This is a genomic window from Calothrix sp. CBUCES-K 9914 (genome assembly GCF_059640475.1).
Genome location: NZ_JBXXZH010000007.1, coordinates 1 through 13,784, shown reverse-complemented (window position 1 = coordinate 13,784; position 13,784 = coordinate 1). Strand labels below are relative to the sequence as shown.

General features: G+C 38.6%; 13 protein-coding genes. 7 read left to right on the top strand and 6 right to left on the bottom strand.

Going from position 1 to position 13,784, the window contains the following annotated elements:
- Positions 1–30: 30 nt before the first annotated feature.
- Positions 31–654, bottom strand: a complete 624-nt coding sequence (locus AC2JBO_RS02600; protein WP_496952059.1) for a hypothetical protein — start codon at positions 652–654, stop codon at positions 31–33.
- A 114-nt stretch (positions 655–768) separates the two neighbouring features.
- Positions 769–2,460, bottom strand: coding sequence for a beta-carotene ketolase CrtO (gene crtO / locus AC2JBO_RS02595; protein ID WP_496952058.1), 1,692 nt, complete (start codon positions 2,458–2,460; stop codon positions 769–771).
- Positions 2,461–2,704: 244 nt separating this feature from the next.
- Between crtO and AC2JBO_RS02590 the strand changes: the two genes are divergently transcribed.
- Together AC2JBO_RS02590 and AC2JBO_RS02585 are read left to right on the top strand one after the other, a co-directional pair.
- On the top strand, positions 2,705–3,262 hold the full coding sequence (locus AC2JBO_RS02590; RefSeq protein ID WP_496952057.1) for an NUDIX hydrolase: 558 nt from the start codon (positions 2,705–2,707) through the stop codon (positions 3,260–3,262).
- Positions 3,263–3,379: 117 nt separating this feature from the next.
- The gene (locus AC2JBO_RS02585) at positions 3,380–3,844 is read left to right on the top strand and encodes an ABA4-like family protein (protein ID WP_496952056.1); all 465 of its coding nucleotides are present in this window, start codon (positions 3,380–3,382) and stop codon (positions 3,842–3,844) included.
- A 169-nt stretch (positions 3,845–4,013) separates the two neighbouring features.
- Here AC2JBO_RS02585 and AC2JBO_RS02580 read toward each other — a convergent pair whose 3' ends face one another.
- The gene (locus tag AC2JBO_RS02580) at positions 4,014–4,937 is read right to left on the bottom strand and encodes a nucleoside hydrolase (protein WP_496952055.1); all 924 of its coding nucleotides are present in this window, start codon (positions 4,935–4,937) and stop codon (positions 4,014–4,016) included.
- A 73-nt stretch (positions 4,938–5,010) separates the two neighbouring features.
- Positions 5,011–5,946 (bottom strand): ribokinase, encoded by a 936-nt coding sequence (gene rbsK / locus AC2JBO_RS02575; RefSeq protein WP_496952054.1) that lies wholly within the window; start codon positions 5,944–5,946, stop codon positions 5,011–5,013.
- A gap of 280 nt (positions 5,947–6,226) precedes the next feature.
- Here rbsK and AC2JBO_RS02570 point away from each other — a divergent pair, with 280 nt between their 5' ends.
- The 4 genes from AC2JBO_RS02570 (at position 6,227) to AC2JBO_RS02555 (ending at position 11,201) form a co-directional block, all read left to right on the top strand.
- Entirely contained in the window at positions 6,227–7,219 is a 993-nt protein-coding gene (locus tag AC2JBO_RS02570) for a DUF6263 family protein (protein WP_496952053.1), read from the top strand.
- A 123-nt stretch (positions 7,220–7,342) separates the two neighbouring features.
- A complete protein-coding gene (locus AC2JBO_RS02565; protein WP_496952052.1) occupies positions 7,343–7,720 on the top strand; it encodes a calcium-binding protein in 378 nt (125 codons plus the stop codon).
- Positions 7,721–7,848: 128 nt separating this feature from the next.
- Positions 7,849–9,024: a patatin-like phospholipase family protein gene (locus AC2JBO_RS02560; RefSeq protein ID WP_496952051.1), complete on the top strand. Its 1,176-nt coding sequence runs from the start codon at positions 7,849–7,851 to the stop codon at positions 9,022–9,024.
- Between the two features lie 296 nt (positions 9,025–9,320).
- Complete coding sequence (locus AC2JBO_RS02555; protein WP_496952050.1) at positions 9,321–11,201, top strand: DUF3352 domain-containing protein; 1,881 nt, start codon at positions 9,321–9,323, stop codon at positions 11,199–11,201.
- Positions 11,202–11,223: 22 nt separating this feature from the next.
- Here the strand turns inward: AC2JBO_RS02555 and AC2JBO_RS02550 are convergent, their stop codons facing one another.
- Entirely contained in the window at positions 11,224–12,507 is a 1,284-nt protein-coding gene (locus tag AC2JBO_RS02550; RefSeq protein ID WP_496952132.1) for a diguanylate cyclase domain-containing protein, read from the bottom strand.
- A gap of 511 nt (positions 12,508–13,018) precedes the next feature.
- Positions 13,019–13,381, bottom strand: a complete 363-nt coding sequence (gene folB / locus AC2JBO_RS02545) for a dihydroneopterin aldolase (protein ID WP_496952049.1) — start codon at positions 13,379–13,381, stop codon at positions 13,019–13,021.
- Positions 13,382–13,464: 83 nt separating this feature from the next.
- Here folB and AC2JBO_RS02540 point away from each other — a divergent pair.
- Positions 13,465–13,784: thiamine pyrophosphate-binding protein (locus AC2JBO_RS02540; protein WP_496952131.1), on the top strand; the 320-nt coding region annotated here is incomplete at its 3' end.

Below are 13,784 nucleotides of genomic sequence, written 5' to 3'. Positions count from 1 at the left end.
AGCTTTGAAAATTTCTACCATAAAATTTAATTAAACTGATATTTTACTAGAAATAATTGTCTTAAATGGTTCAGCTAATATTCCAATAATTTTGTCTATTTGCGTAATAAAATATTCGGTTCTATCAATTGTAACGGTTTGTGCTTGAAGTTTTAAAAATTTCCATAGTGTACCAGTTGATACGGCGCCATATATTGTTTGAATCTGCCCTTTACGCTCGTTAAATATTTGAGCAGCTAACATTTCTGCAACGCATTGTCCTAAACCCTGTTTCAAGTCGTTGTCTTTGGCTTCAACTAATGTAATAACTGGCGCCGTGATTAATAATTGGTTTTCTGATGCGCTCAATATAAAATCACATAAACCATTCAGTCCTCTGCTGTCATCTACATTAAAATAATTTCCTGAGAAATAACCTATTTTACCTTGGAAGATTCTTCTAATTTCTAAAAGCACTGGAGTTAATATTAGTTCAGACCTTGCTTTCTCTGTACTGATATTGGTGGCAAGTTCTAAAGTTTCTTCTAAAGCGTCTTTGAGTTTTTGGGATGGTTGTATAGGGCTGATGTTGGCAAACAGGTTATGGCTTTCCTCAAGAGTTAGGTTTAAGTCATTAATTGCTTTATCAAGGGTTTTAAAGTCGCTGTATGGCATTTTAATTTATTATATTTTTACCTTGTAGAGACGCGATTAATCGCGTCTCTACATCTGGATTAACGTTTGATATTTTTATTGTATGTGCAGGCAAGATGCCTACACTACAAGGGGTTAATTTATTTTGAAGACTGAGGAGACGGTGGAAGCTATGGCATCTCTTGCGTCTTTGAGTGTTTGGGCTATGGGGCGGTGTGTTTGGAGGAATACCCGCGCGCAGTTTCTTCCTGGCATTCCTGATATTGAGCCGCCTGGGTGAGTACCTGCTCCTGTTAGGAATAGGTTTTCGATGGGTGTTTTGTAGTTTGCTATTTCTGGTAATGGACGGAAGAATACCATTTGGTCTAGGGTCATGTCGATATGGTAGTAGTTACCTTTGTAGGCGCCTAATCTTTCTCCTAGTTCTGCGGGACTTTCTACGCGACGCGCGATGATGGAGTTTTTTAGGTTGGGTGAGTATTGTGCGAGTTTATCAACTACTTTGTCGGCAACTTTGTTTTTTAATTCGTCAGTCCAACCTGTACCTCGCAAACCAGTACCTTCGGCGCCTGCTATTTGATATGGTGCGAAAAATTCAATCCATACTGTGTGTTTTCCATCTGGTGCCAAGGATGGGTCGCGGAAGCTTGGCATGACTACATACATTGATGGGTCTGCATCAGGAATTTCTCCAAGTGTACACAAACTATGTGCCCTTTCAACGTGTGTCATCGAGTCGGCAATTAATATTGACCCTACCAAATATTCGTCTCGATGTTCGTGGTTAGGGAAATGTAAGGGTTTATCTATGGCTAAGTCAATTTTAAGAATTGTCTCGTTATTATTGACGATACGACGTTCTAAGCGTTCTCGCAAATTTTCGTCGGCAGCATCAACATCGCTAGCATCCATCAGTTGTAGAAATACTCGTTTGGCATCGATATTAGAAATTACACCATATTTGGCACGATATTCGTTACCACCTACTGCTCGAACACCAACCGCTTTACCGTTATCAACTAGCACTTTCTCTATGTGTTGGTCACATAAAATTTTACCGCCTAAGCTTGTGACTAGGTTTACTAAGGCTTGCACCAAGGCACCTGTTCCACCGCGCGGACGTGCCATACCTGGTTCATGACGCATTGCCATCATCATTACACCAATGGCGAGGTTTTTCTGTGAAGGTGGCGCCCCTAATTCTGCGGCAAGTCGTGATAATGGTGCTTTGAGAAATTCTTCGTCGAACCATTCGTTAAGAATATCTTCTGCACTGGTTAACATGGTACGGACAAAATCTAAAGTTTTATTCGGGGAACCTACTACCGAGAATAAATCTTTAATTTTGGCGATATCATAATTACCAAATATATCTATGACAGACTTTGGAGGAGCGTTGAACATTGGTATCATTGCACCAATGGCGTGCTGCCAGTAACTTGTAAAGTCTGCGTACTTCTTAGCATCGCGCTCATTATAACGCGCGATTTCAGCACAAGTTTTTTCTACTGACTTGTGACCTAAAAAGTATTTTCCGTCTGGATGTGGGCAAAATACTACTGGGTCGCACTCCAGATACTCTAAACCGTATTTCTCGAGTTCTAACTCTTGAACTACTGGTCCAAGATGAATAAACTCGTGGTCTATGGCACATAGGTTAAATTTAAACCCAGGCGCCTCTGGTATACATTCCTCGGTTGTTGCGGCGCCACCTGGTACAGAGCGCTTTTCGAGTAAAAGTACGCTATAGCCAGCTTTGAGTAAATACGCAGCGCACACTAACCCGTTGTGTCCGGCGCCGATAATCACCACATCAAACTCTTGCATAGTTTATATTTTGATAAGGAATAACCTTTAACAACAGTAAAAAGTTATTTGTGTGCTTACATCTTTCGCGAGTGATATAAATCTACCATAAAGGGTAGATTTTATGATATATCTTATGGTGGTCTTTTTCCTTTGTGACCTTCGTGTTCTTTGTGGTTTATTCTTTTATAAAAACCGCAAAGGCGCAAAGAACGCAAAGGAAGATGTTATACAGAGTTTACTTAAACTTATTTAATATTATTTTATGACAGAACTTCAAAAATGGAAGCTTTTACAGTCAGAGATGGTTATTAATCATCGTTGGTGTAAAGTTAGACGCGATGAGATTGAGTTACCAAATGGAAAGATTATAGATGATTTTTTCGTACATATTAAACCCGATATTGCTTTTGTGTTAGCAATTACTCCTAATCAAGAAGTTATATTTGTTAGACAGTATAGGCACGCAATACAAGATTTCTTTATTGAAATTCCCGCAGGAGGTTTTAACTCAGACAAAGAAGATGCTTTATCAGCAGCGTTGAGAGAGTTAGAAGAGGAAACAGGTTATGTGTCGCAAGACATTAAAAAAATTGGCACACTTTATAGTAGTTCAAGTAAAGATACAAATCAACTACATTTGTTTTTAGCACAAAACGCAGTCAAAGTCAGTGAGCAAAATTTAGATATTACAGAAGAAATTGAAGTTTTGCTAATTCCTATTGGTGAAGTATTAGGTAAAATAGAAAGAGGTGAAATTTGTGTAGCGTGCAGTGTTGCAGCTTTATTATTAGGATTAAATTTTTTAAAAACTCAAAACTAACAACTCTATAAATACTTAACGAGCAAGACCAAAGTTATAATTAGTCATTGTTACTCCAAAGGCGCCTTGTCAAAAAAAACAACTATCCGTTGCAAATCTACCATTAATTATATTTCTATGACTATCGCTCAAATCTTTAATGTTGCTAATGTAATTGTACTACCATTTTGGGCTTTGATGATTCTATTGCCAAAATGGAAAATTACTCAAAAGGTAATGGAGTCTTACATTCCATTTATTCCCTTAGCGCTAACGTATGTATATTTATTTGTCAGTAGTATTACACCGGAAAATGCTCAAGCTCTATCAAACCCACAATTAGCGGATATTGCTAGATTTTTTGCGAACGAGACAGCAGCAGCTACAGGATGGATTCATTTTTTAGTAATGGACTTATTTGTAGGTCGATATATTTATTTGGAAGGGCAAAGAACTGGAGTTTGGACATTTCACTCGTTAGCGCTGTGCTTGTTTGCTGGACCAATGGGTTTGCTTTCGCATATCCTGACTTATTGGGTTAGTACTAAGTTTTTGGCAAGCAATAACAATACATCTGTTGCTGATACTTCCACTCAAGCATAAACTTATGCGACTAGTGGTCTGTGTCAAAAGTTCTGGTCGGCTCACGGCATCTCGCCTGACCGGACGCACATCTGGGACAGATATGCTACAACGCCCCAAAATTTTATGACACGAACGACTAATACTCCATATGATTAATTATGAAACGGGCAGGGATGCCCGTTCCACACTATCTTTTCCACTGCTGCAAAATATACGAGTAAAACCAATCTTTATCAACTTTGTCCATTGCTAGAATCTTTCTTCCTTTTTCGACAACTTTGGTTCTGCCCTGACTTTTACCCTTTGCAATAACTTCTGTTTCCAGTTGTTTTAATTCAAAAGCTTCTGGATGACCTAAATATGACGTTGCTAACACGTCCCAGGCGTAATAATCTTGAGAAATTACTAAGGCATAACACTGTCCTGCTAAATCAGATATATCATATTGGCGCTGTTTGCCAATTTTTTGTACAAATTCAGGTGTTACTGGAACATTATTAGTAATGTCTAGGGCACATACAATAATTTCTATTGAACTTTCCCACACGCGCGCTACAGCAACAGGATCCCAATAAGCGTTCCACTCAGCAGAACCATCTTGTCCAGATTCCCAATTTTTTTCAACGTTGCCACCAACATTTAAGGCACCTCCCATCCAAATGAGGCGCCGAATTTTACTTTCAATATATGGTGCTTTATCTAGTGCATACGCGAGATTTGTTAAAGGTCCCGTTATCAATAACGTTACAGGTTGTGATGCTGAATGTAACGCGCGTATCATAAAGTCTTGACCCGGTTCCGTAACCAAGGGTGTTACATATGTATCGCGCTGGTTAAGAATTGGAAGGTTATCAATAACAAACGAGTCACGACGGTAGAGATAAGGAAAAGCATTGATACCACGTACAGTACTTTCAGCTACAGGAATATGAGAAAAACCCATTAAGTCTAAGATTTTCCGAGTTGCGCTAACTGCAGGTTGAATGTAACAGTCCGCAGGAGTGACGATAACACCAATTGGTTCAACATGTTCCATCGTCATTAGCAGCATAACAGCAAGAAAATCATCAACGGCGCCATCGTGGTCTAATAATACAAGTTCTTTCATCACTCCGCTCCTCGTAAGGTGCGTGACACTACTAGTTCATTGGTTTTATTTTACAATTGTTATGGTGTCACGCACCCTACCTCCTAACTTCTATTCCTCTCTCTGTAAGAAAAGTGTCGAACATGTATCTATCAGGAAGCGATGGCTGGGCGCCTGGTCTTGTGGCAGCTATTGCACCTGCTGCGGTGCCCCAAGTTACACAGTCGCGTAAAGATAAGTCGGTAGCTATAGCTACTGCAAGTCCACCATTGAATGCGTCACCCGCAGCAGTTGTGTCTACTGTTTGTACAGGAAATGCTGGTATAAAAAAACTTTCTTCTTTAGTAGCACAATAGGCTCCTTTAGCACCAAGTTTGATAATGGCACATTTGACACCACGCTGTAATAATATCTGGGCAGCTTTTGCCGCTGACTCTTCCCCATCTACAGGAAAACCAACAAGTTGCCTTGCTTCGATTTCGTTGGGTGTAATTATGTCTACTAAAGAATATATTTCGTCAGGTACATCTAATTGTACTGGGGCTGGGTCAAGAATAACTTTTACTCCTAAATCCTGGGCGACTTTGGCAGCAGCAACTACAGCGCTCATCGGAACTTCAAATTGTAATAATAATACTTTTGCCCGTGGTAATAAATTTGATAATCGTTCAACATCTTCATTATCTACAAGTCCATTGGCGCCAGGAATAACAATTATTTGATTTTCCCCTGCGTCATCAACGGTGATAATGGCAACGCCAGAACTCGCCGAAGCCTCTATCGATACGTTGTCAGTTCGTACACCCGCAGCTTGTAAACTGTTTATTAGCTCGGCGCCAAAACTATGGGCACCAACACGTCCGACAATATATGTAGTCACTCCCAAACGGGCAATGGCAACAGCTTGGTTGGCGCCTTTACCCCCATGTGCTTTGAAAAATTCCCTCCCCAGCAGCGTTTCGCCTGCAACGGGCAACCTCGGTGCTGTTGCTACTAAGTCGATATTTATGCTGCCGAAGACGATAACTGTCATAAAAAATTGATTTTCTAATTTTCGCGCTCCAATGGCACTATACTAACGGACACAAACAATTTGCTTCAAATGCCTAAGTACCCTCATTATTACTTTGATAATTAATTTCATGCGTATAAATACTTTATTTAATGTATTTATAAGAACTTTTATTTTTCAAGTATGTTATTTATAGAATATATAATAATCTTGGCAGCACTGGATTCAAGCCACTGTCTTCACCTTAGTATCGACGAACCAAAATAAACATGATAATCATTAATAAAAAATTAGCTTAATTATGAAAAAAAGTATCGTGATTAGTGGCATCGTATTTTTTATTGCTGGTATAAGCACACAACCTTTTGCCATACCTGTCAATGCTAAAACTCCCACTGTTAAACCTACCGCTAATAAACAGCAACCTAGTACAACAAAAATTACTTCTACTGTTCAACCACAAGTCTCACTACTTTCTGCTGGTGCCGAACCACGTCAAGAACTTCGTATCAAGCCAGTTGTGGGTACAAAAGAAGTTGCGGACATGAAAATGAATATGGACATGGCAATGTCTATAGAGGGCAAACCTTTACCTACTTTCAAAATACCTGCAACAATTATGAAGACTGATGTTGTAGTTAAAAAGGTTGAACCCAACGGCGATATCCATTACGAATTTAGTTATACCGATGTTGATGTCCAAGGTGATACATCATTACCACCAGCAGCTATTAGTCAGATGCGTGGAGAAATCAAAAAGCTGACTGGAATGAAAGGTATGGTAATAGTTGATAGTCGTGGACAAACCAAGCAGGCAAACTTAAGCTTTCCTCAAGGTACAGACAGTAACCTCAAACAGTATATCGACCAATTTTCAAATTCTTTACAGCAGCTATCAGCACCTTTTCCACAAGAAGCTGTTGGTGTTGGCGCCAAATGGCGTACCAGTCAAGTTGTTAATGTTAGTGGCATGACAGTTAATCAAACCGCTTCGTATGAGTTGGTTAGTATTAAAGATGGTGTTGCGACTTTAAATATAACAATTGAACAGCAAATACCTGGCAAACAAAAATTGAACCTGCCAACATCACCACAGGGAATGACGATGACTGTTAAATCATATAACGGTAAAGGTCAAGGGCAAGCGCAAATCAGTATGAATAAGTTAATGCCAGTTAGTTCAAATGTATCTTTAAATGCTAATTCACAGTGGGGAATGACACAGCCGAATACAAAGAAGGAAACGACGATGAACCAGCAAATATCAATTCAGATGAATATTGACTCGAAGTGATTTATCCCTATTTATTTAGAATGGTTGAGCTTGAGTACTTAAATCGATAAGATTTACGATTATTAGTCCACAACTATAAAATCTAAAACAAAGCGTCCAAACTATAGGGGAGGGGTGTCCTGAATGTCCGAAGTGGAAACCGATGAAACTCGTGAAGAACGCATCAAGAACGAAATACTCGCTGATGCCGAAGACAAAGAAGACCGCGCGATGGGGTGGTATTATTACCTAGACGATTGCCTAAATTTCCCATTCAATGCCAAATGGGCGAAGAAAGGACGTAAAGGAACCGCTCCAGAAAAAGATGTTGAGGTCTTGGCGATGGCAACCGAGGAAGAGTGCTTGCGCGACATGCTCGTGGAAGTAGTTGAAGTCGGTGGCAAAGATGAAGATGTTGAGATCGCGCGTTTAACCGATTTGAAGGTACTTGATGCGGATAGCGACACTCAGGAAGCACTAGATGATTGGTACTACTGGGTAGCTAAAGGTTACAAGTTTTAATCTCAGTTAATTTCAGTAGCTAGTTTAGAAACGATAGCTCAAAACCCGGTGACTTGTATCTTGGGAACCGGGTTTCTTTTTTGGAAATGATATAACATAGCTGTGAAACGCCGAGTAATAACGAAGTTATGCCATTTAATATATTGAGTTTAGATGGGGGTGGAATTCGCGGAATAGTTGCGGCGAAAATGTTATCTATTATTGAAAAAGAAATAAATAAACCGTTAAATGAGTATTTTCAGCTAGTTGCTGGAACTTCAACTGGTTCTATTTTGGCAGCAGCGATAGCAAGTGGGCGCCGCAGTGAGGAAATAGTTGATTTATACAAACAGCAAAGCTCGATTATTTTTCCTTATAGAAAACGTTTTACTCTTAAACGTTTACCCTTAATTTTTAAACATGGTATATCTGCTCCTAAGTATTCGGAAGCTGGTTTGATACAGGTACTACAAGGTGTTTTTGGAAGTACAACACTTTTTGACATAGGTGTACCACTGTTATTAATTATATCTTTTGACACTATCGAGCGGGCGCCTATTATTTTCAAGAGTTGGCGGCAAGATAAAGGTTATGGAGATGTTCCATTATGGGAAGTTTGTGCTTGTTCAGCATCGGCGCCAACTTATTTTCCCGCACATAAACTTGATAGACGAGTAAATGGAACCGCCCAAGATGGGTATAATCAAGCAATTATACTCGATGATGGCGCTGCCTCAGTCGATAATATCTATAACAACCTGCAAATTAGTATTATTAATGGTACAGGCAGTTCACAAACGCGCACTATTAAAAAATACATCGGCTCAACTCGCACCTGCACAGTATATCCAGCATGGGAAAAAATACCAGATAGAACTTCATTTTATTCAATCAAATCATTGTACTCAGCAATCGATGGAGGAGTCGCAGCAAATAACCCCTCAAGCTGTGCAGTCGCCGAAGCTTTAAGATTAGGATATCCCATTAGTGATATTCGTGTTCTCTCTATTGGAACTGGAGAACGCACGCGCGTAATACCCTTTGAAAAAGCTCAACACTGGGGGTTAATTCAATGGGCACAGCCATTAATTGGTATACTTTTTGACGGTTCATCTGAAATCTACGAGTATATAACTAAGCAAATAGCTCATCAGCGTATACTACGACTGCAATTTAAGCTTGATAAAGAACTTACTGGAAAGAGACTCAGTGACGACATTGATGATGTAACACCAGAAAATATTAGCAACTTACTCGAAGCCGCACAAGTCTATATGCAGCAACCAAATATACAAACATCCATACGTAAATTTCTCACAGACTAAGAAACTAGTGTTTCATGTCAAAACTTTTGGTGTGTTCTCTCTTCTTAATTCTTCCTTTGCGTCCTTTGCGTTCTTTGCGGTTCGTTTTTTCTACTCCCAAATTTAATGACATACTAGGTTTTCCACAAAGTTTGTAAATAAATAATAACTACTGTTAAATTCATCACTAGCTTATATAGCTATCCTTGATTATCATAAAACATATGTGATACATGTCTACGCATAATAACTGTACTAGTCTGTATTTTTTTGTGCTAGTAATAAAATACACAATTTAACAAAACTAATTGATTCAGATGAAAAAGATAATAAAAATGAGCATAGCAGGCGCCGCTATCGGTACACTGTTGTATAGTCCGTCTGTAAACGCGAAAAGCATAAAACATTCACCAGCTAGAGTAGAGCAAGCTAAATCGATACAGACACGCAACGTATCGAATGCAGTATTAGGATTCAAAAATAGCATTGCGTTTCTAGAAAAGAAGCTTATTCAAGCAACTACTAACCAAACAAAGCAAAATTCTCCAGTACCATTAACTGAGTCAACAACTTCAAGTCCAGAAATTAGCCCAGTTGCCGAATTTTTCCCTGCAAACACTCCACTTCTTGCTTTCGTCAACACTTCTTCGGAAACATGGGCAAGTTTAAACCGTTTTCATTTATTCCACATGATACAGCAGGGGATATCAAAGTTTTTACCAAAGGGTGCAAACACAAACTTTGATTACGTTCGAGATGTACAGTCTTGGTTAGGAGAAGAAGTTGCTGTTGGAATTTTACCCAAAGTTGGAAATACTGCTGCAACAATGGAGTCTAACTCTGTAATCATAGCTTCTATTCAAGATTCCGCGCGATTACAGTCGTTCATTGATGTAATTCAACAAGATAAGCAAAAAGTCAAAGTTAGAAAATATAACGATGCGACTATCTACGAAATAAATACTACTCCCTTACCTGTTTCGAGTAAATCAAAACCAAGTATGTTAGTGGTAGCATCTTTGGATGGACATGTCGCTCTGGGTTTAAGCGCTAAACCAATTGAGCAAATAATCGATACTAAGAGCGCAAATGTAGATAAAATTGGGCAAAACTCTGAATTTCAAGACTTTTCTCGGCGCCAACGTACTGCAAAAGCCTTGTATTCAATGTACCAAAATCCTTACGAGTACGTTGTTGTGTTTAATGATTTGATTAAAGATTTATCTAAGTTAAGTGAATATAAATCTTTACCTAACTTAACATTTCTCAAACCAGAAAACTTTAAACAATACAAAGGTATTTATAGTTCAATCACATCTCAACCTGAAGGGTTACGCTTTCAAGTCCAGACTTTTTTAAACCCAAATCAAGATAAACTCAAGTCAGGTAAAGGAGAACAAACTATTGTCTCTCGAATGCCTGGTGTCACGTATACCGCTTTAACTGGTAGTAATGTTAGCTTGCAGTGGCAGATTCTAACAAATGTATTAACTGCTTCTATTCCCGAATACAGTAAAGGGTTGAAAGAGTTCCGAAGTTTTGTTAAGACTTTTACGGGTTTAGATTTTGATCAAGAAATTCTTGGCTGGATGGATGGGGAATATGGCTTTTTTCTCTATCCAACTAAAGGAGGATTTTTTCAGATAATTAGTCCTAATTTTAATTTGGGTGTTGGTTTAGTCGTTAAAACCAGTAATCGTACTCTTGCAGAAAGTACTCTCAACAAGTTGGGACAATTAGTTAAAACAAATACGAATGGTGAAGTCGTAGCGAAAACTAGTAGTATAAAAGGTCAAACTGTAACTAGTTGGGATGCTCCTACTGATTCGTCTAGAAGTCTACTTGCTTATAGCTGGGTAGATAAAGATACTTTAATCATGACGAGTGGATATGGAGCAATTACTGACTTGCTTCCTCAACCGAAGGTGCCGCTTGCTTCAAATTATAATTTTTCTAGAGCTACAACTTCACTTCCTTATCCTAACGAAGGATATTTTTACGTAAATACTGGGTCTTTTCTATCGTGGGTTTATGCTTTTGTTCCTATTGAGTACCAGAATAATGAGTATTTCAAAGTGTTCAAACAAGCTGCCGGCTCAGTTCATAGTCTTTCTGCGACTACAAGTAGAATCAATAAAGAAGATAATGCTGGTGAACAGTTTGACTTTTTAATGACACTGGCGCCGACGCGAAAATAATAACAACAATAGTATTTATGAACTAAGTAAATATTGTGTACTTTGCCTTGCCTTGGTGCTTGGCACGGTACATTGCAACATCAGCGTCGTGCATTAGATTGCCTGGTTCTTCATGATGTTTTGAACTTAGAGCAATTCCGATACTAGCAGTACTAATAAGCTCGTGTCCCCTAAGATGTAATGGTTTCTTTAGAGAGTCTTGAATGCGTGTGGCAACATTCGTTGCGTCGCTGACATCTTTAATATCTTCTAGTAATATCGCAAACTCATCACCACCAAACCGAGCAACTGTATCACCACTTCGTAAACACGAATCCAAGCGTTGTGCGACTTCAACGAGTAAATCGTCCCCTACCGCGTGTCCATAGTGGTCGTTTATTCCTTTAAATCCGTCCAAATCTAGAAACATGACGGCAAAATGATAATTATTTTTTCTTTTCGCGCGCTCGAAAGATTGTCTTAATCGGTCTAAGAATAAAACTCGATTTGGTAACTCAGTTAGTGCGTCGTAAAAGGCATTGCGTACCAAACGCGCTTCCACTTGCTTGCGCTGTGATATGTCTTGAAACACTAGAACGGCGCCTGTAATTTTACCGTCGGTATCGCGAATTGGAGCAACATTATCACCAACGGGAATAGACTGACCACTTCTATTAATCAACACACAGTTGTTTGGTAAATCTAATACTTTACCTTGTTTAATCGCTTGCCTGACTAAGTAGTCTAATTCATCTCCTGTATCATTATCTACTAAACTCAATACTTGTGTGATGTGTTTGCCGATAACTTCTTCCTCTTTCCAACCAGTTAGAGCTTCTGCAATTCGGTTCATTACTTGCACTTCTCCACTGATATCAGTGATAACTACAGCGCTACCCATACTGTTAATAACTGTCAGCATCTGCTGCTGTTCTATAGCAAATTTGTCTTGAATATGATGTTGATAAAGTGCCATTTCAATAGCGTGATATAAATCTTTCTCTGTAAACGGTTTAAATAGATAGTTTGATGGTTCGCGCAATCGATTTTGATATAAATTCGGTTGTGCTGTATACTCTACTAAATACAATACAGGAATATGAAAATTTTTCCGGATAATATCACCTGCTTGAATTGCATCAATTTTTTCAGTTAAGCAAAGATCAATTAGCACTAGATTAGGTTGCGTTTCAGCTACTTTTTGAATCGCTTCTAGAACTGAATCAGTTATATCAGAAATCGCATACCTTGACTTTTGTAAACTATTCCTAATATCTATAGCGAGAACTCTAGAGTCCTCTACAACTAGGATTTTTGGGCAGTTCATGCTAAAATCACCTGCTAAAATCGGTTCAGATGCCGTTAACAAGATGAACCATTACTAAAGGATTTTTACTCTATCATAATTAATCACAATACTACTTACATCATCTATTGGCGTAAATGTAAGTGTAATCTTATATTAAGCAGCTTTAATTTGATCAAACTGTTAATTTAGTTACCTTGCTCAATTTGAACTATGCAACTATTATCAAGCTATTTCAACAACTTCTTTTGTAGCGTTGTATAAAAGATATCATGATTATACCTATGAGTTATTAATTAAAAATACATGTGTCATTCGGTTTTTACTTAGTTGGATAAAAACTATTATAGTAGCATTAAAAGCTGTTGTGGTTGATTTTCAGTATTGCATATCAAAAAGAACCTTGTTTATAAAAGTTAAAGAAAAGAGTTCAATAAAATATTAAACAACTAGTGAGTACAAAAATGGTATTTACAACACAATATTTATGTATCAAAAAACCGGGTAAGTTTAAAAACCCGGTTTCTGTGGTTTAGGCTTTGGTTCGCGTGACTTCGAGGCTAATTTTGCCGTCAAAGTCGGGAATTGGCGCCGCAGGTTTACTAAGAATGACCTGTACTTGGGTAATAGAGCTACATTCAGCTAGAATAGAGTCAGCAATTGTCGAGATTAGCTTTTCAATCAGTGCGAACTTTGATGTTTGTATCAGATGCTTCACTAAACTAATCACGCTACGGTAATCGAGAGTATCCTCAATGGCATCAGTTTTTCCTGCCTTAGAGATATCTAGCCACAACTTAACGTCAACTTCAAACCATTGCCCCAGTACTTGCTCCTCTGGCAAATAGCCAGTGTAACCATAAGCGCGAATACCTGTAACATGAATGTTGTCCATATACGTAATAACGGTAAGAACGTTAAAATTAGCATTTTGGATTGTAATAAATATTAGGTAATATTGATTTGACCAATGCTGTAATGCCATTTTTTAGCAATACAAATGAACTGTGGGCTTTTGTGCTTGTTGAAACCTTGAGAAGGTTAGGATTGACTTGTGCAGTGATTTGCCCTGGTTCTCGCTCAACTCCTCTAGCTATTGCCTTTGCTAGGGTGCCTGATATTGAAGTAATTCCAATTCTTGATGAACGTTCTGCGGCATTTTTTGCACTTGGAAGGGCAAAAGCGACGCAGAAACCTGTAGCAGTTGTTTGCACTTCGGGTACAGCGGGGGCAAATTTTTATCCTGCGGTAATAGAAGCATATGAAAGTTGTGTACCGCTATTGTTGCTAACTGCTGA